We start from the raw sequence: 18,010 nt of genomic DNA on the forward strand, positions 1-18,010 counted from the left end.
GGAGGGCCGCGGGCTGGACCGCGGGGGGACCGTGGGACGACGAAGGCCCGGCCGTGGTGGCCGGGCCTTCGTGCTGCCTGCGGTGCGCGGGGCGTCGTGCGGCCCGCCCCGCGCGGTGGTGCTCGGGTCGGTCAGTCCTCGGCGGACTCCGACGGCGCGGGGGTGGGCTCGGCCGACGCGGTCGGCTCGGCGGCGGGCTCCGCGGCCGGCTCGGGCGTGGGCGTCGCGGAGGCCGTCGGGATCGAGCCCGCGTACTCGGGCAGCGTGCCGTCGAGGACCGGGACGTCGAGGTTGACCGAGCCGGACCGGCCGGTCGCGACCGTGAGCGGCGCCAGGGCGCCCGCGGGGACGGAGATCGCGGCGACGCTGACGTCGGCGTGGCCGTCCTCGTCGGAGCCGTCGAGCAGCACCGTGGCGCCCGCGGGCACGGGCACGACCGTCGGCTCGGCGCCGTCGAGCGTGAGCGTGACCGTCTCCTCCTCGGCGCCGTCGTTCGTCAGCGCGCCGTGCAGGACGGCGGGCTCGCCCTCCCCGGCCGTCAGCACCAGCAGGTTGCTGCCGCGCACGTCGCCGAGCGTGACCAGCACGCCGTCGGACGCGGCGTACTCGTCCTCGGTCGTGATGGGGTTGGTGGCCGAGCAGCCCGCCAGCACGAGCCCGGCGGCGACGACGCCGGCGAGCACGAGAAGTCGGGGGGTGCGGAGGCGGGGCGAGGTCACGGTGACTCCTCGGGGCGTCGGGTGCCCCTGTGCGGGGGGATCCGGTCAGGTCGACGGCCGCCTCGGGGAACGAGGACGACCGCACGGTCAGCCTAGCCGTCGAAGAGTCCGGGCCGTGCGACGTGCGCGCGCGGCCTGCCCGGGCGGAATCTACCCGGGCGTCCGACCTGGACAGGGGACCGACGTCCCGCCCTCCGGGGGCCTCGTCCGGCGGGCCTCGCGGCGAGCACCGCGCTGACCTGCGGTGATGCACGTCTCGCGCCGTCCGGCTGCCAAATCGGGCGTGATAAGATACACCTCTGCGAAAGGGGACGCCTGCAGATGACTTTCACTGTTGGGGAGACCGTTGTCTACCCGCACCACGGTGCAGCGTTGATCGAAGAGATCAAGACCAGGACCATCCGCGGAGAGGACAAGATCTACCTCAAGCTCAAGGTCGCACAGGGGGACCTGACCATCGAGGTACCGGCGGAGAACGTCGACCTCGTCGGTGTGCGTGACGTCGTCGGCCAGGAAGGGCTCGACCGGGTCTTCGAGGTGCTCCGCGCCCCGTACACGGAGGAGCCGACCAACTGGTCGCGCCGCTACAAGGCCAACCTCGAGAAGCTTGCGTCGGGCGACGTCATCAAGGTCGCCGAGGTCGTGCGGGACCTGTCCCGCCGTGACGCCGACCGCGGCCTGTCCGCGGGGGAGAAGCGCATGCTCGCCAAGGCCCGTCAGATCCTCGTCTCGGAGCTCGCACTCGCCGAGCACACCGAGGAGGACAAGGCCGAGGCGATCCTCGACGAGGTCCTCGCGTCCTGACGCCCGCCGCCTCCCGTCCCGTTCGCGCACCCCGGTGAGCGTCGCCGCCGTCCTGACCGCCGCCGGCAGCGGGTCGAGGCTCGGGCACACCCTGCCCAAGGCCCTCGTGCCGCTCGGCGGGGAGCCGTTGCTCCGGCACGCCGCCCGTCGGCTGCTCGAGGCCCGTACGTCCGACGGCGAGCGTGTCACCACGCTCGTCGTCACCGCACCACCCGACGACGTCGACACCGTCCGTACCCTCCTGGGGCACCTCGGTGGCGACGTCGTCGTCGTCCCCGGGGGCGCGACCCGGCAGGCGTCCGTCGCCGCCGCGCTCGACGCCCTCGCCGCTCGCTGCCCCGACGTCGACGTCGTCCTCGTGCACGACGCCGCCCGACCCCTCGTGCCGCCCGCCCTCGTGGCGCGCGTCGTCGAGGCGGTGCGCGCCGGCCACGGCGCGGTCGTCCCGGGCGTGCCCGTGACGGACACCGTCAAGCAGGTGGGCGACCCGACGCGCCCGGCCGGGAGCTCCGTCGGGTCCACGGACGCCGGTCCCCTGGTGTGGCCCGTCGTCCGGACCGTGCCGCGCGGCGACCTGCGCGCCGTGCAGACGCCGCAGGGGTTCCGGCTCGACGTCCTGCTGCGCGCGCACGCGCACGGGGCCCACGTCGCGCACGACGAGGCGCTCGCGGCGTCCGACGACGCGGGCCTCGTCGAGCTGCTGGGCGAGCCCGTGTGGGTCGTCGAGGGGCACGAGGACGCCGCCAAGATCACCACGGCACGGGACCTGGCCGTCGCGGAGCTGCTGCTGCGGGACGCGCCGACGACGTCTGGCCCCCCGACCCCGGCCCTGCCCCCGCACCTGTCCGCGCATGCCGCCGAGGAGGCCCTGTGACCACCGCCCTGCCGCGTACGGGCGTCGGCGTCGACGTGCACGCCTACGACCCCGACCCCGCGCCCGACGCGGTCCTGCACCTCGCGGGGCTCGCCTGGCCGGGGGAGCGTCCGCTCGCGGGCCACTCGGACGCCGACGTGGCGGCCCACGCGGCCGCGGACGCGCTGCTGTCCGCGTCCGGCCTCGGGGACCTCGGGTCGAACTTCGGCACGTCGGAGCCACGGTGGAAGGGCGCCGCGGGCACGGCACTGCTCGCCGAGGCGGCCCGACGCGTCCGGGCAGCGGGCTTCGAGGTGGGGAACGTCGCGGTCCAGGTCATCGGCAACCGGCCGAAGATCGGTCAGCGGCGGGCCGAGGCGGAGGCCGCGCTGTCGGCGGCCGCGGGTGCCCCGGTGTCGGTGTCCGCGACGACGACGGACGGGCTCGGGCTGACGGGCCGGGGCGAGGGCGTCGCCGCCGTCGCGACCGCGCTGGTGGTCGCCGTCCCGGCCTGACCCCTGGTGCCGCGGGCGCGGCGTCGGGGCCACCACGAGGGCACGGCGCGGGTGCTGCCGAGCAGCACGCCGGCGACGACGACGGCGCCCCAGACGAGCTCGGCGGTCGCGGTCCGCTCGCGCAGCAGCAGCCACGACGACGCGATCCCCACGACGGGCACGAGCATCGAGAACGGGGCGACGGTGCTGGACGGGTGGCGTCCCATGAGGGTCGTCCAGATCCCGCCGCCGAGCAGGGTCGCGACGAGCACGGTGAACGCGAGCCCGGCGACCGCGAGCAGCCCCTGCCGGCTGGTCAGGTCGCCGAACGACGCCGTGATGCGGTCCGGGCCCTCGACGACGAGCGACGCGGCGAGCATCGGCAGCGGCGGGACGACGGACATCCAGAGCAGCAGCCGGAACGGCTCGCCGGGCGCGGCGCGCATCGCCTGCCGGTTGCCGAGGTTGCCGAGCGCCCAGCCGAGCCCGCCGCACAGGGTGAGGACGACGGGCAGCAGGGTGGCACCGCCCCCGAGGCCCGCGCGGTGCAGCGCGATGCCGCCGAGGCCCAGGGCGGCGACGCCGACGCCGGCGGCCTGCCGGGCGCTCACGCGCTCCCGGAGCAGCGCCGCGGCGAGCACGACGGTGAACGGGGCGGACGACTGCAGGACGAGCGACGCGAGCCCGGTGGGCATCCCGGAGTCCATCGCGACGTAGAGGAACACGAACTGCAGCACGCCGAACCCGGCGCCGTAGGCGAGCACCCAGCGCCAGGGTGCGCTGGGCCGAGGGACGAGCAGCAGCGTCGGGACGGCGAGGAGCGTGAACCGCAGCGCGACGAGGAACAGCGGCGGGAACTGCTGCAGGGAGAGGTGGATCGCCGGGAAGTTCAGGCCCCAGACGACGGCCACGAGGACGGCGAGGGCACGGTCGCGGGCGGGCATGGGACCCAGCATCGGGCCGGGCCACCCTTCAGCACCATCGAGTTGTCGTGAGGTGACCCTGCAGCAGGACTGAACGATCGCATAGCGTCGGCGGCATGGACGCCCGCTCGCTGCAGATCCTGCGCGCCGTGCACACCCAGGGCGGTGTGACGGCGGCCGCGGCGGCCCTGCACCTCACGCCGTCGGCCGTCTCGCAGCACGTCGCCGCGCTGCAGCGGGACGCGGGCGTGCCGCTGACCGAACGGGTCGGCCGAGGGCTGCGGCTCACCGCCGCGGGCGTGGCCCTCGCCGACGCCGCGGTCGACGTCGCGGTCGCCCTCGAACGCGCCCGTGCCGCGGTCGACGCCTACCTCGACCGGCCCGAGGGGGTCGTCCGCGTGAGCGCGTTCCAGAGCGGCGCCCAGCTGCTGCTGCCCGCGCTGCTCACGCGCGTCGCGGCGCTCGACGGCGTCGTCGTGGAGTGCGCCGACGAGGACGTCGCGCAGGACGACTTCGTCGGGCTCACCGACCGGATGGACGTCGTCGTCGCGCACCGCCCCGACGCAGGCCGCCCGTGGGCCGGGCCGGACGCCGGGGTCGTGGTCGTCCCGCTCCTGCGTGAGCCGCTCGACGTCGCCGTGCCGCACGACCACCCCTTCGCCGACCGGGACCAGGTGCGGCCCGACGAGCTCGCGGGCGTCGACTGGGTCGCGGTGCGCGAGGGGTTCCCGGTCGCGACCGTCCTCGCGGCGGTGGCCCGGCGGTCCGGCGACGCGCCGCGCGTGGTGCACCGCATCAACGACTTCCACGTCGCCGCCTCGCTCGTCGGCGCCGGGCACGGCGTCGCGCTGCTGCCCCGCTACACGTTCGAGCGGGACCCCCGGGTGCGCCTCGTGCCGCTCGCCGACGTCCGCGCGGGCAGGCGGATCGACGCGCTGCTGCGGGCCGACCGGGCCGAGCGGCTCGTCGTGCGTCGGGTGCTGGCAGAGCTGCGTGCGCTCGGCGAGGAGATCGGCGGAGTGTCCGCGCAGGTCAGGTGACCAGGGCCGTCGGGATCACCCCCGCGAGGGTCGCGCGCGGCGTCCGACCGCTGCTACCGTCCCGGATCGTGACGCAGTGGTCCCAGCCCCAGGCGCCCACGCCCGAGGGCGTGGGAGCGCTCCCCCGTGCGAGCTCCGCCCCGACGTCACCCCTGCCCGTCCGGCAGCCCGGGAACCGCGTCCGCCTGCGGGTGCGGGTGCCGGCCGAGGTCCTCGCCGCGGCCGAGGAAGGGCTCTGCGGGCTCGACGACGCGCGCCGTCCGACGCTCGCCGACGACGCCCCGCCGCCCGTCACGTTCTGAGCGACGAGGCCGGTCCGCGCGACGCGTCGTGAGCGACGAGGTTGGTGCGCGAGACGCGGCCGCGACGTCCGCCCGCGAGACGTGGCCGCGACGTCCGCGCACGCGCGCGTGAGCAGACCGGGGAACGCGGGCGCGACGCCCACCTCCCGCGGCACGGCGACCTCGACGCCTGACCGTGGTCAGGGCAGCAGCACGAGCTTGCCGCGCGCGTGGCCCTCCTGGCTCACGCGGTGCGCCTGTGCGGCGTCGTCGAGCGGGAACGTCCGGGCCACCCGCACGTCGAGCGACCCGTCCGCGGCGAGCTCCGCGAGCTGCGCGCGCGCCGCGTCCCGCACGGCCGTCCCCGGGTCGGCGCCCGGTCCGCCGCCGAGCGCGCGGATGCCGAGGCTCGCCGCACGGCCGAACCCGGCGATCGTCGCGACCCGCAGCCGGTCCGCGACGACCGCGACCGACACGTCGAGGGCCTCGTCGCTGCCGACGGTGTCGACCGCGACCGTCACCGGCCCCGTGGTGCGCTCGGCCTCGCGGACGCGCTCCAGCAGCCCCGGGCCGTGCGCGACGGGGACCGCCCCGAGCGCCTGGAGGTCCTCGTGGACGTCGGGGGAGCCGGTCGCGATGACCCGGGCGCCGCGCAGCACGGCGAGCTGGACGGCCATCCGCCCGACGCCGCCCGAGCCGCCGTGCACGAGGACGACGTCGCCGTCGTGCGTGCCCGTCGCCGCCAGGGTGTGCACCGCGGTGGTGCCGGCCAGCAGGAGGCCCGACGCCGCCGGCCAGTCGAGCGTGCGGGGGCGGCGGCACGTGACCTGCTCGGACACCTCGAGGTGGCTCGCGTAGCCGCCCTGCACGCGCCACGCGATGACCTCGTCGCCGGGCGAGAGCCAGCGGACCGACGGGCCGACGGCGGTGACGACGCCCGCGACCTCCAGCCCGAGCCGCAGCGGCAGGCGGGACGGGTCGTTGCCCGGCCCGGCGGCGTACATCTTCCAGTCGATGGGGTTGACGGCCGCGGCCCGGACCTCGAGGAGCACGTTCCCCGGCCCCGGGTCCCCGGGTGAGGTCGGGACGGTGCGGAGCACCTCCGGTCCACCGAAACCCGACGCGACCACGGCCCTGCTCGTGAGACTCACCCGGCACAGCCTGCACCGGTCACCCGTTCGCCGCCAGGGTCGATGCGTGCGCATGGACGCCTTCACCCGAGCGGGTGACAAGTCGCGCGGGGCGGCGACCGGCGTGCGCGACAGGTCAGCGGACGTCCGCGCCCTGCGGGTCGTCGGGGTCAGGCGGCGCGCGGCGCCTGCTCGTCCTGCGGCACCCGGCCGAGGACGTGGTCGAGGTACGCGTTCGTGAACACGCCCGTCGGGTCGGCCGCGGCCCGCACCCGCTGCGCGTCGCCGAACCGCGGGTAGACGCCCGCGAGCTCCTCCGCGCCGAGCCAGTGCAGCTTGCCCCAGTGCGGGCGCCCGCCGACCTGCGCGACGATCCGCTCGACCGCCGAGAAGTAGCGCGTGTACGGGAGCTGCACGTACTGGTGCACGGCCAGGTAGGCCGTCGCGCGGCCGTGCGCGGTCGACAGCCACAGGTCGTCGGCCGCGGCGAAGCGGACCTCGACGGGGAACGGCAGGCGCTCCCCGGACGACTCGATCCACGCGTCGACCTCGGCGAGGACGTCGACGATGTGCTCGCGGGGGACGGCGTACTCCATCTCGCGGAAGCGCACGCGCCGCGGGGAGACGAACACCTCCGCAGACGGGGCGGTGTACCGGCGGGCGCTGAGCGCGCGCGAGCTCACGGCGTTGATCCCCGCGGTGGCGGGCGGCACGAGCGTCGCGATCCGGTTGGTCAGGGCGAAGACGGCGTTCGAGAGCAGCTCGTCGTCGATCCACGACCGGACGGGGTTGAGGGGACGCACGTCGTCGTCCGCGACCCGGTTGTTGCGCTTGGTCAGCGCGCGCCGCGTGTGCGGGAACCAGTAGAACTCGAAGTGGTCGTTGCCGTCGACGAGCCCGTCGGGGCCGTGCAGGCGCTCGAGCACGGCGTCGAGCGGCCACGGCTCCTCGCGCGCCTCCAGGCGGAACGCGGGGACGACCTCGAGCGTGAGCGCCGCGAGGACGCCGACGCTGCCGAGGCCGAGGCGCGCGACCTCGAAGAGCTCGGGCCGCTGCGTGGGGGAGGTCTCGACGACCTCGCCGTCGGCGAGCACGACGCGCGCCCCGACGACCTGCGTCGCGAGCCCGCCGAGGCGGGACCCGGTGCCGTGCGTGCCCGTCGAGACGGCGCCGGCGATCGACTGCTTGTCGATGTCGCCGAGGTTCCGCATCGCGAGCCCCTGCTCGGCGAGGAGCGCGTTGAGGGCGCGCAGACGGATGCCCGCGCCGACGGTGACGTGCGTCGTGCCGTCCGGCCGGGGCTCGACACGCTCGAGCGCGTCGAGCGAGTCGAGGACCAGGTGGACGCCGTCGGTGACCGCGGCGGGGGTGAAACTGTGACCGCCGCCGACCGCGCGCACCCGCAGGCCCGCGCGGGTCGCCCCGCGCACCGTCGCGACGAGTTCGCCCAGGTCACGGGGGTGCGCCACGCTGCGCGGAGTCGCGTGCGCGGTGCGTGCCCAGTTCTGCCAGGGCGTCGAGGCCGACTGTCGTCCCATCGTGCTCCACGGTCCTCCTGGGCGGTTGTCCAAGTCAAGTGTGCACAGTCCTTGACTATCGTCACGATCGACATTGAGATGTGCTGTGGGGAAGCGACGCAGCTCGTGTGACCGGCGGTCGGGCCGGTGAGACGCGTCGCACGAGGGAGGGGACCCGGGATGAACCGCTTGCCCGTCGCCGAGAGGCGCGAGCAGCTGATCGAGGCTGCGCTCGCCGTCGCCAGCCGCGACGGCATCGATGCCGCCACCGTCCGAGCCATCGCCGCCGAGGCCGGTGTCTCGCTCGGCGTCGTGCACTACTGCTCCCAGGACAAGGACGAGCTCCTGCGGGCGATGGCGCACGCCATCACCCGGCAGAACTCGCCCGGCAGCCTCGACGAGCTCCCCGAGGACATCGACCTCGAGTCGGTCATCGTCGCGGTCATCGACGGGCTGTGGGACTCGATCGCGTCCGCGCGCGGGCCACAGCTGCTGTCGTACGAGCTCACGACCTCGTCGCTGCGGCACGCCGAGCTCAACCAGGTCGCGATCGAGCAGTACCGCGGCCAGTGGTCGGCGGCCGAGCAGGTCCTCGAGCTCGTCGAGAAGACCGCCCACGTCGGCTGGACGGTCCCGCGCGCGCACGTCGCGCGTGCCGTCGTCGCCGTCATCGACGGCTTCTCGCTCGCGTGGCTCGTCGACGGCGACACCGAGTCCGCCCGTCGCGGGCTGCAGGGCTTCGCGCGGTACCTGGCCGCGCTGGCCGTCCCCGTCGAGCTGGCCCCCGAGGCGATCGAGATCCACGGCAGCGTGCGCCCCGAGGAGCCGGCGCACGTCGGCGAGCAGCCGTCCGCGTGACCGGCGGCACCACCGTCCCCGGGCGCCCGTCGGTCACCGCCGTGATGCGGCGTGCCCGCGTCGCGACGTCCGCGGGGTTCGCGGCGCAGGGGTTCGTCTACGCGCTGCTCCTCACGAGCCTCGAGCAGTTCAAGTCGCGCTACGGCGTCGACGACGGGCAGATCACGCTCGTCGTCCTCGGGGTGTGCCTGCTCGCCGCGCTGGGCACCCTCGCCGCCGACCGGATCGCTCGCGGCGCGCCCGGCAGCCGGGGTGCGCTCTCCGCGGGGCTCCTGGTCCTCGTCGCGGCCGTCGCGTCCATCTCGGTCGCCCCGACGTTCGGGGTGCTGGTCGCGGGCTTCGCCGTCTACGGCCTCGGCCTCGGGCTCGTCGACGCGGGCACCAACATGCAGGCGGTGTCCGTCCAGCGGGCCTACGGGCGCTCGCTGCTCACGACGTTCTACGCGTCGTGGTCCGTCGGCGGCATCGTCGGGGCCGTGCTCGTCGCGGTCACCGCCGGACGCGCGCCGACCGACCCCGCGGCCGTCGTCCTGTGGGCGGGCATCCTCGTCGCCGCCGCGGCTGCGGTCGTCGTCTCGACCGGTGGGTGGCGGGCGGCGGACGTCACCGGGACCGTCACCGCCGAGCCCGCCGGGCGCGTGCCGTGGGGGCCGGTGCTGCTGCTCGGGCTGGGCGTGGTCGCGTACTACGTCGCCGACACCGCGGTCTCCACGTGGTCGACGATCTACCTCGGCGACGTCCTCGACGCCGCCGCGAGCATCGCGCCGCTCGGCTACGCCGCGTACCTCGGCACGACGCTCCTGTCCCGCATCGCCGGTGACCCGCTGGTCCGCCGGCACGGCCGCGGCGTGGTCGTGCGGGTGTCGGCCGTCATCGGCGCGGTCGGGCTCGCGCTCGTCGTCGTCGCGCCCGGGACGCCGGTCGCGCTGCTGGGCTTCGCGGTCGCCGGTGCGGGTCTCGGTGTCCTCGCGCCGCTGTGCTTCTCCGCGGCCGAGTCGCTCGCGCCCGGGCACGCGGACGCGGTCGTCGCACGGCTCAACATCTTCAACTACGTCGGCGCCGTGCTCGGCGGCGTCCTGGTCGGGGCCATCGGCTCGGGCTCGACGCTGCGCGCGGGCTTCGTCGTGCCGGTCCTGCTGGTCGTCGCCGTCGCGATCGTCGCCCCGCGGTTCGGCCGTCGCCCGACGGCCTCGGTGAGCGGCACGACGAGCGGTCCCGCGAGCGGCCTGCCGATCGACCCGGCGACGTCCGGCGCTCCCGCAGGCGCGGTGCCGACCGCCCACCACGCGGCCACGCCCATCGGACCGGGCCGCCCGACCGACGGGACCTCCGCGTGACGAGCACCCTCGACGACCGGACCGCCGGCGCGCGCACGCGCACGCTCGGCGCACGCCTCGACGACGCGACGCGCGGCCTGCCCGCGCCCCTCGCGGTCGTGGACCTCGACGCCCTCGAGGCCAACGCCGCCGACCTCGCCCGGCGTGCGGGCGGCACGCCCGTCCGCATCGCGTCCAAGTCGGTCCGCGTCCGGCACGTGCTGCACGACGTGCTCGCCCGGCCCGGGTTCGCGGGCGTCATGGCGTACTCGGTGCGCGAGGCCGTGTGGCTCGCGGAGCAGGGCGTCGACGACGTCCTGCTCGGCTACCCCAGCGTCGACACGACGGCCCTGGACGCGCTCGCCGCCGACGGTCGCGCCGCCGCGGCCGTGACGCTCATGGTCGACGACGTCGCGCAGGCCGACCTCGCCGCCGCGGCCGCGACCCGGCACCGCACGACGCTGCGGGTGTGCCTCGACGTCGACGCGTCGCTGCGCCTGCGCCTCGGGCCGCTGTCCGCGCACCTCGGCGTCCGGCGCTCGCCCGTGCACAGCGCCGCCGACGCCGCCGTGCTCGCCGCCGCCGTCGAGGCCCGCGGGCCGCTCGTCGTGCGCGGCGTCATGTTCTACGAGGCGCAGGTCGCGGGCCTGCCCGACACCAGCCCGGCCGTCCGGGCCGTCAAGAAGCTGTCCGTGGCCGACCTCGCGGTGCGGCGCGCGGCGGTCGTCGAGGCCGTGCAGGACGCCGTCGGGCACCCGCTCGACCTCGTGAACTCCGGCGGGTCGGGCTCGGTCGAGTCCAGCGCGGCCGACGGCACGGTCACCGAGGTGACCGCCGGCTCCGGGCTCTTCGTGCCGACCCTGTTCGACGGGTACCGCTCGTTCGCGCCCCGGCCCGCCGCGTTCTTCGGGCTCGACGTCGTCCGCGTGCCCGGCCCCGGCTGGGCGACCGTGTTCGGCGGCGGCTACGTCGCCTCCGGACCGGCAGTGAAGACACGCCTGCCGCGGCCCGTGTGGCCCGCCGGGCTCGCGCTGTCCGGGCGCGAGGGCGCAGGCGAGGTGCAGACACCGCTGCGGCTGTCCTCGGGGGCGGACCTGCGGGTCGGCGACCGGGTCTGGTTCCGGCACGCGAAGGCCGGCGAGGTCATGGAGCGGTTCGACACCGTGCACCTGGTGCGCGGCGACCGTGTCGAGGAGTCGGTGCCGACCTACCGGGGCGAGGGCCGCACGTTCGGCTGACGCCGTCGAGGCGCCCGCGGCGTCGACGGGCGGGCTCGGCGCGGCGCCCGCGTGGCACCGGAGCGGCACCACGACGGGGAAGGCGCAGGTCGTTGCCCGTACGATTGCGGGCGTGACCCTGCGCCTGTTCGACACCGCGACCCGCACGGTGCGCGACTTCGTCCCGCTCACCGCGGGCGAGGTCGGCATCTACCTGTGCGGCGCGACCGTCCAGTCGCCCCCGCACATCGGGCACGTGCGGTCGGGGATCGCGTTCGACGTGCTCGTCCGCTGGCTGCGCCGCACGGGGCACCGCGTGACGCTGGTGCGCAACGTCACCGACATCGACGACAAGATCCTCACGAAGGCCGCCGCCGCGGGCGAGCCCTGGTGGGCGTGGGCGATGACCAATGAGCGGGCGTTCGCCGCCGCGTACGACGCGCTGGGCGTCCTGCCGCCGACGTACGAGCCGCGCGCGACGGGGCACGTGCCGGCGATGGTCGAGCTCATGTCGCGGCTGGTCGAGCGCGGGCACGCGTACGCGACCGGTGGCGGCGACGTGTACTTCGACGTCCGCTCGTTCCCCGAGTACGGCGCGCTGACCAACCAGCGCGTCGACGACATGATCCCCGCGCCCGACGAGGTCGCCGACGGCGTCGCCAAGCGCGACCCGCGCGACTTCGCCCTGTGGAAGGCCGCGAAGCCCGGCGAGCCCGAGACGGCCGCGTGGGACACCCCGTTCGGCCGTGGCCGCCCCGGCTGGCACCTCGAGTGCTCGGCGATGGCGCAGCGATACCTGGGCGACGCGTTCGACATCCACGGCGGCGGCCTGGACCTGCGGTTCCCGCACCACGAGAACGAGCAGGCGCAGTCGCACGCCGCGGGCTACGGGTTCGCGCAGTACTGGCTGCACAACGGCTGGGTCACGCAGGGCGGCGCGAAGATGAGCAAGTCGCTCGGCAACGGGCTGCTGGTCGACGTCGTGCTGCAGCAGGTCCGGCCCGCCGTGCTGCGGTACGCCATGACGACCGTGCAGTACCGCTCGATGCTCGAGTGGACCGACGACACGCTCCGCGAGGCCGAGGCGACGTGGGACCGGCTCGCCGGGTTCGTCGACCGGGCCACGGAGCGGGTCGGCGAGGTCGACGCGGACATCGTCGCGAAGGCCGACGTGCCGCCCGAGTTCGAGCAGGCCATGAACGACGACCTCAACGTGCCGAAGGCCATGGCCGTCGTGCACGACTGGCTGCGCCAGGGCAACACGGCGCTCGCCGACGACGCCCTCGACGACGTCCGCTCGCAGCTCGTCGGGCTGCGCGCGATGCTCGACGTGCTCGGTCTCGACCCGCACAGCCCGCAGTGGGCGACGCGGGGCGGCGACCAGCGGTACGCGCGCGCGCTCGACGCCGTCGTCGCGGGCCAGATCGAGGCGCGGGCGCAGGCCCGTGCCGCCCGGGACTTCGCCACCTCCGACGCGATCCGTGACCGCCTGGCGGCCGCCGGGGTCGTCGTCGAGGACTCGCCCACCGGGGCCCGCTGGTCCCTGCGACCGGAGGCCTGACCGCCACCGCGGTCGACACACGCACGCGCGGGACGCACGCCGGTCCCGCCACCACAGACCAGGAGACGTACCCATGGCCGGCAACTCCCAGCGCCGCGGCGCGACCCGCAAGGCGGGCTCGAAGAAGGGTGCCACCACCGGCACCGGCGGGCACGGCCGCAAGTCGCTCGAGGGCAAGGGCCCGACGCCGAAGGCCGAGGACCGGCCGTACCACGCCGCGCACAAGCGCAAGGTCGCGGCGGAGAAGAAGGCCGTCGCCGGGACGCGGTCGGGGCAGCGGTCGGCGGGCACGTCGCGCAGCGCGTCGGGCGGCCGCGGCGGTCGCACGTCGTCGACCCACGAGATCGTGTCGGGCCGCAACTCCGTGGTCGAGGCGATGCGCGCGGGGATCCCCGTGTCGACGGTCTACATCGCGGCGCGGCTCGAGGCCGACGAGCGGACGCGGGAGATCATCCAGACCGCCGCGGACGCCCGCTACCCGCTCCTCGAGGTCACGCGCACCGAGCTCGACCGACTCACCGACGGGTCCGTGCACCAGGGCGTCGCGATCCAGGTGCCGCCGTACGCGTACGCCGACGAGGAGGACCTGCTCGACCTGGCCGAGGCCTCCGAGCGCCCGGCGCTCGTCGTCGCGCTCGACGGCGTGACCGACCCGCGCAACCTGGGCGCCGTCCTGCGGTCCGCCGGGGCGTTCGGGGCGCACGGCGTCCTCGTGCCCGAGCGGCGTGCCGCGGGCGTCACCGCGTCCGCGTGGAAGGTGTCCGCCGGTGCGGCCGCCCGGGTGCCCGTCGCACGCGTGACGAACCTCGTGCGCACCCTGCAGGCGTACAAGCAGGCCGGGGTGTTCGTCGTCGGGCTCGACGGCGACGGCGACGTCTCCGTGGCCGACGTCGCGTTCGCCGAGGACCCGCTCGTCGTCGTCGTCGGGTCCGAGGGCAAGGGCCTGTCGCGGCTGGTGCGCGCGGAGTGCGACGCGATCGCGTCGATCCCGATCGCCTCGGCCGTCGAGTCGCTCAACGCCGGCGTCGCCGCCGGGATCGCCCTCTACGAGGTCGCCCGCCGCCGCGCGTCCTGACCCCGCACGCCGACATCGGTACATCCGACCGAGATCGGCACCTGGAGGTACCGACCTCGGTCGGGAGGACCGATCTCGCGCCGGCGGGGATCAGCCGAGGAGCTGGTCGTCCTCCACGCGCGGCAGGACGTCCGTGTCGCGCAGGTCGCCCGACTGGATGCCGAGGATCGCGTCCTCGTCGGGGCGGGTCGGCAGGATGTTCTTCACGTAGCTCTTCACGACCTCCGGCATCGGCACGTCGCGGCCCTGCTGCTGCGACAGGTACCAGCGGTGGTCGAGGAGCTCGTGGAAGACCTGCGCGGGCTCGAGCTTGTGGCGCAGGTCCCGCGGGACGCCGCGCACGGCGGGCTCGAACACCTCGGTCAGCCAGTCGTGCGCGACGAACGCCTCGTCCTCGCGCTGCCGGTCGGTCGCGGCCCGGTACTCGTCGAGGTCGTTGAGCAGCCGGCGGGCCTGGTTCTCCTGCACGTCCAGGCCGGTCAGGCGCATGAGCCGGCGCGAGTGGTGGCCGGCGTCGACGACCTTCGGCTGGATCTGCACGGACGTGCCGTCGACGTCGGTCGTGATGTCGAGCTCGCCGACGTCGAAGCCCAGGTCGTTGAGACGGTCGATGCGCGCCTGCACGCGCCACCGCTCGCCGTACCCGAAGGACTCGGTCTCGGTGAGGGCGCGCCACAGCTCGCGGTACCGGTCGGCGAGGGCGTTGCCGATCGCGACGGCGTCGACGTCCTCCTCCAGGTACTCGCCGGCCTGCAGGTCCATGAGCTCGCCGATGATGTTGACGCGCGCGACCTCCAGGTCGTACTCACGCTGCCCGTCGGTCAGCCGGTCGTGCAGGTCGCCCGTCTCGGCGTCGACGAGGTACGCGGCGAACGTCTCGGCGTCGCGGCGGAACAGGGTGTTGGACAGCGACACGTCGCCCCAGTAGAAGCCCGCGAGGTGCAGGCGGACCAGCAGGACGGCGAGCGCGTCGATGAGCCGCGTCGCGGTGTCGGGACGCAGCGACTGGCTGAACAGCGAGCGGTAGGGCAGCGAGAACTGCAGGTGCTCGGTGATGAGCACGGCCTCGAGCGGCTCGCCGTCGGGGTCGCGCCGGCCCGTGATGACGCCGACGGGCACGACGCTCGGCACGTCGATCCGGTCGAGCTGACGCAGCAGCTCGTACTCGCGGTACGCGACGGTCTCGCCGATCTCCTTGACCGCGATGACCCGGCCGGACAGCCGCACGAACCGCACGATGTGCCGCGAGATGCCGCGGGGGAGGGCGGCGAGGGTCTCGGCCGGCCAGTCCTCCAGCGGGACCTGCCACGGCAGGTCGAGGAGCGCGGGGTCCGGGTTGGCCGCGGTGATCTGCAGGCGCTGCGGCGTCGGGCTCATGCCCTGATCCTCTCAGAGTGGTCCGACGGCGTGCCCCCGCGGAGGCGCACAAGGGTGACCGTCGCTCGTGTCCGGCACGCACAAGACGGCGGAAAGCCCGACGGGCGGGCCCGGCCGGAGCCGGACCCGCCCGTCGGCGGTGCTGGTGGGGTCAGTGCGAGATGCGCTCGCCCGAGCCCGCGTGGAACAGGTGCTGCTGGCCCTCGCGGATGCGGATCCAGATCGTCTCGCCCTTGTCCGGCACGGTGCGGGGGTCGATGCGGACGATGACCTGCGCGTCGCCGGCACCGGAGTGCACGGCCTCGGCGCCGCCGAACTCGTTGGTGAGCGAGGCGTAGACGAACGCGTCCGAGCCGAGCTCCTCGACGATGTTGACGATGACCGGGATCGAGTCCGGCGTGCCCTGCGGCACGACCTCGAGCGACTCCGGGCGGAAGCCGAGCGTGATGTGGTTCTTGTCCGACTCGGTGAACTTGGCGATCACGTCGCGCGGCAGCGAGACACGGGCCCGGCCGAGCTGGGCGGCGCCCTCGAGCACCGGGACCGTCGCGATGTTCATGGCCGGCGAGCCGATGAAGCCGGCGACGAACACGTTGGCGGGGGTGTCGTACATGTCGCGCGGCGTGCCGACCTGCTGCAGGAGGCCGTCCTTGAGGACCGCGATGCGGTCACCCATCGTCAGGGCCTCGGTCTGGTCGTGCGTGACGTAGACGGTGGTGACACCGAGACGACGCTGCAGCGACGCGATCTGCGTACGGGTCTGGACGCGGAGCTTGGCGTCGAGGTTCGACAGCGGCTCGTCCATGAGGAACACCTGGGGCTGACGCACGATGGCGCGGCCCATGGCGACACGCTGACGCTGGCCACCCGAGAGGGCCTTCGGCTTGCGGTCGAGGTACTGGGAGAGGTCGAGGATCTTGGCAGCCTCCTCGACGCGCTGACGGATCTCCGCCTTCGGGGTGCCGGCGATCTTGAGCGCGAAGCCCATGTTGTCGGCGACCGTCATGTGCGGGTACAGCGCGTAGTTCTGGAACACCATCGCGATGTCGCGGTCCTTCGGCTGGACGTCCGTGACGTCCCGGTCGCCGATGAGGATGCGGCCCGCGTTGACGTCCTCGAGGCCCGCGAGCATGCGGAGCGAGGTGGACTTGCCGCAGCCGGAGGGGCCGACGAGGACGAGGAACTCGCCGTCCTCGATGTGCAGGTCGAGCGCGTCCACGGCGGGGCGCTCCGTCCCCGGGTACACCCGGGTGGCCTTGTCGAACGTGACCGTAGCCATGTCTGATCCATTCCCTTCACCGGCAGGTACGTGCCGGACGATCCGTTGTGGAGGGTGTCAGAGTGTCTTCGCTGACACGGACCGAGGGGGGCGTAGGCCCGTCCTCGGTCCGGGGTCATCATGCCACACGCGTGACGAAGGTCTCGCCGGGTGTGACGCAACCGTGGGACGCCCGTGGGGTGCCCGTGACGTCCCCGCAGGTCACCCGCGTGGGCCTGCGGCCTCACCCCAGGACGGCGACCGTGCCGTCCGTGCGCAGCGCGTAGAGCCGCGGCACCTGCCACCCGACCCGCAGGTCCGTGCCCGGCTCCAGCCCGGCGGTCACGAGGTCGGCGCGCCACAGGCGGCGTCCGTCGTCGGGGGCGTACGCCTCGACGACCGGGCCCGGGCCGCGCACCAGCAGCGCACGCCCGTCCGTGGCGAGGTCGTCGACGCTGCGGCTCAGGTCGACGGTCCACAGGACACGACCCGTCGACGCGTCGACGGCGAACAGGCCGTCGGGACCGGCGAGGTAGAGGCGGCCCTCGAGCACCAGCGCGGAGGCGGCCTCGGCGCCCGTCACGCGCCACACCAGGTCGCCCGTCGCGGCGTCCCGCGCCTGCACCGACGCGACGACGTCGCCGTCCCCGACGCTGCGCGAGGAGAAGAACACGACGTCCGGCGCGGTGCCGTCGTCGACCGAGAGCCACAGCGGTGCCGCGTCGACGACGACCCGGGCGCCGTCCTCCAGCAGCACGCGGGCCTGCGGCTCGCCGTCCTGCGACCACGTCGAGTGCACCACGACGCCGCCGCGCGCGAGCTCGGGCCACCACGCCGGGTCGAGGCGGTCGCGGCGCACGAGCACACCGCTGCCGTCGAGCAGCCACGACGACCGGCCGACGGCGAGCAGCACACGGTCGCCGCGCGCGTCGAGCGACGCGTACGCGCCCGACCACGCGTCGCCCGAGCCGCCGCGGCCGGGGGTCGGCAGGCGGGGCGTCGTGTACGACCAGACGATCCGCGCGGTCGCGGGGTCGGTGGCCCGCACGACCCACCGCGCCGAGTCCTCCTGCTCCTCGACGCGCAGCGCGACGACGAACAGGCCGTCGAGCACCGTGAACGCCGCGTTGCCCGGCAGCCGGCGCGTGGACAGCACCGTGCCGTCGGTCGCGTCGAGGAACCACACCGCGACGTCGGGCGGCGGTCCGACGTCGCCGCCCGGCTGCTGCGCGAGGCAGGCCACCACCGGGGGAGGGCCGGGCGCGACGACCGTGCACACCGTCCAGCGGGCCGGGTCGCCCGCGTCCTGCGTCATGGCCGGGGTCGGCAGGTCCAGCTCGCGCGACCAGCGCAGCGCGCCCGTGGACTCGTCGAGCGCCCGCACCTCGACGCGTGCGCCGGGCCGCGGTGCGACACCCACGACGGCACCGGCGACGGCCGCGCCCGACTCGACGACGCGGGCGTCGTCGGCCTCGCCCGCCCACCGCACGCCCAGGTCGGACCCGACGGGCCGCAGGACGCCGCGGACGTCGGCGAGGGCGTCGAGGCGGGCCCGCTCGCGGGCGTCGAGCGCGGTCTGCCCCGCGA

Annotated in this window: 16 protein-coding genes and 1 pseudogene; 10 read left to right on the forward strand and 7 right to left on the reverse strand. The window is 75.2% G+C overall.

What is annotated here, in order from left to right:
• Nucleotides 1–131 precede the first annotated feature (131 nt).
• Nucleotides 132–719 (reverse strand): hypothetical protein, encoded by a 588-nt coding sequence (locus tag CBZ_RS04170; protein WP_130780339.1) that lies wholly within the window; start codon nucleotides 717–719, stop codon nucleotides 132–134.
• A 321-nt stretch (nucleotides 720–1,040) separates the two neighbouring features.
• Here CBZ_RS04170 and CBZ_RS04175 point away from each other — a divergent pair, with 321 nt between their 5' ends.
• From CBZ_RS04175 to CBZ_RS04185, 3 genes and pseudogenes are all read left to right on the forward strand, one after another.
• Complete coding sequence (locus CBZ_RS04175; protein WP_130780340.1) at nucleotides 1,041–1,523, forward strand: CarD family transcriptional regulator; 483 nt, start codon at nucleotides 1,041–1,043, stop codon at nucleotides 1,521–1,523.
• 34 nt (nucleotides 1,524–1,557) lie between these two features.
• Nucleotides 1,558–2,397, forward strand: coding sequence for a 2-C-methyl-D-erythritol 4-phosphate cytidylyltransferase (gene ispD / locus CBZ_RS04180; RefSeq protein WP_130780341.1), 840 nt, complete (start codon nucleotides 1,558–1,560; stop codon nucleotides 2,395–2,397).
• A 35-nt stretch (nucleotides 2,398–2,432) separates the two neighbouring features.
• Nucleotides 2,433–2,816 (forward strand): annotated as a pseudogene (locus CBZ_RS04185) (2-C-methyl-D-erythritol 2,4-cyclodiphosphate synthase); the annotation flags it as partial.
• On the opposite strand, the gene CBZ_RS04190 reads toward CBZ_RS04185, so the two are convergent.
• A complete protein-coding gene (locus CBZ_RS04190) occupies nucleotides 2,738–3,814 on the reverse strand; it encodes an EamA family transporter (RefSeq protein WP_444979406.1) in 1,077 nt (358 codons plus the stop codon). The pseudogene CBZ_RS04185 and the gene CBZ_RS04190 sit on opposite strands and share 79 nt — an antisense overlap.
• 95 nt (nucleotides 3,815–3,909) lie before the next feature.
• Here CBZ_RS04190 and CBZ_RS04195 point away from each other — a divergent pair, with 95 nt between their 5' ends.
• On the forward strand, nucleotides 3,910–4,833 hold the full coding sequence (locus CBZ_RS04195) for a LysR family transcriptional regulator (protein WP_130780343.1): 924 nt from the start codon (nucleotides 3,910–3,912) through the stop codon (nucleotides 4,831–4,833).
• A gap of 68 nt (nucleotides 4,834–4,901) precedes the next feature.
• On the forward strand, nucleotides 4,902–5,135 hold the full coding sequence (locus CBZ_RS04200) for a hypothetical protein (RefSeq protein WP_130780344.1): 234 nt from the start codon (nucleotides 4,902–4,904) through the stop codon (nucleotides 5,133–5,135).
• 179 nt (nucleotides 5,136–5,314) lie between these two features.
• On the opposite strand, the gene CBZ_RS04205 is transcribed toward CBZ_RS04200, so the two are convergent.
• Entirely contained in the window at nucleotides 5,315–6,214 is a 900-nt protein-coding gene (locus CBZ_RS04205) for an NADP-dependent oxidoreductase (RefSeq protein WP_246013040.1), read from the reverse strand.
• Nucleotides 6,215–6,414: 200 nt separating this feature from the next.
• Nucleotides 6,415–7,782, reverse strand: a complete 1,368-nt coding sequence (locus tag CBZ_RS04210) for a D-arabinono-1,4-lactone oxidase (protein ID WP_130780345.1) — start codon at nucleotides 7,780–7,782, stop codon at nucleotides 6,415–6,417.
• Between the two features lie 159 nt (nucleotides 7,783–7,941).
• Here CBZ_RS04210 and CBZ_RS04215 point away from each other — a divergent pair, with 159 nt between their 5' ends.
• The 5 genes from CBZ_RS04215 (at nucleotide 7,942) to rlmB (ending at nucleotide 13,788) form a co-directional block, all read left to right on the forward strand.
• On the forward strand, nucleotides 7,942–8,619 hold the full coding sequence (locus CBZ_RS04215) for a TetR/AcrR family transcriptional regulator (RefSeq protein WP_130780346.1): 678 nt from the start codon (nucleotides 7,942–7,944) through the stop codon (nucleotides 8,617–8,619).
• On the forward strand, nucleotides 8,616–9,956 hold the full coding sequence (locus CBZ_RS04220) for an MFS transporter (protein WP_246013042.1): 1,341 nt from the start codon (nucleotides 8,616–8,618) through the stop codon (nucleotides 9,954–9,956). The genes CBZ_RS04215 and CBZ_RS04220 overlap by 4 nt, the downstream gene beginning before the upstream one ends.
• Nucleotides 9,953–11,173 carry an alanine racemase gene (locus tag CBZ_RS04225; RefSeq protein ID WP_130780347.1) on the forward strand — a complete coding sequence of 407 codons (1,221 nt, stop codon included), beginning with the start codon at nucleotides 9,953–9,955 and terminating at the stop codon, nucleotides 11,171–11,173. The genes CBZ_RS04220 and CBZ_RS04225 overlap by 4 nt, the downstream gene beginning before the upstream one ends.
• A 112-nt stretch (nucleotides 11,174–11,285) precedes the next feature.
• Entirely contained in the window at nucleotides 11,286–12,713 is a 1,428-nt protein-coding gene (cysS, locus tag CBZ_RS04230) for a cysteine--tRNA ligase (protein WP_130780348.1), read from the forward strand.
• Nucleotides 12,714–12,786: 73 nt separating this feature from the next.
• Nucleotides 12,787–13,788, forward strand: coding sequence for a 23S rRNA (guanosine(2251)-2'-O)-methyltransferase RlmB (gene rlmB, locus CBZ_RS04235; protein WP_130780349.1), 1,002 nt, complete (start codon nucleotides 12,787–12,789; stop codon nucleotides 13,786–13,788).
• Nucleotides 13,789–13,878: 90 nt separating this feature from the next.
• Here rlmB and CBZ_RS04240 read toward each other — a convergent pair whose 3' ends face one another.
• The 3 genes from CBZ_RS04240 to CBZ_RS04250 all read right to left on the reverse strand — a co-directional run.
• Nucleotides 13,879–15,165: a DUF4032 domain-containing protein gene (locus CBZ_RS04240; protein ID WP_130780350.1), complete on the reverse strand. Its 1,287-nt coding sequence runs from the start codon at nucleotides 15,163–15,165 to the stop codon at nucleotides 13,879–13,881.
• A gap of 151 nt (nucleotides 15,166–15,316) precedes the next feature.
• Entirely contained in the window at nucleotides 15,317–16,444 is a 1,128-nt protein-coding gene (locus CBZ_RS04245) for an ABC transporter ATP-binding protein (RefSeq protein ID WP_130780351.1), read from the reverse strand.
• Nucleotides 16,445–16,667: 223 nt separating this feature from the next.
• Nucleotides 16,668–18,010: outer membrane protein assembly factor BamB family protein (locus CBZ_RS04250; protein WP_165446641.1), on the reverse strand; the 1,343-nt coding region annotated here is incomplete at its 5' end.

The organism is Cellulomonas biazotea, from assembly GCF_004306155.1.
Taxonomy (GTDB): Bacteria; Actinomycetota; Actinomycetes; order Actinomycetales; family Cellulomonadaceae; genus Cellulomonas; species Cellulomonas biazotea.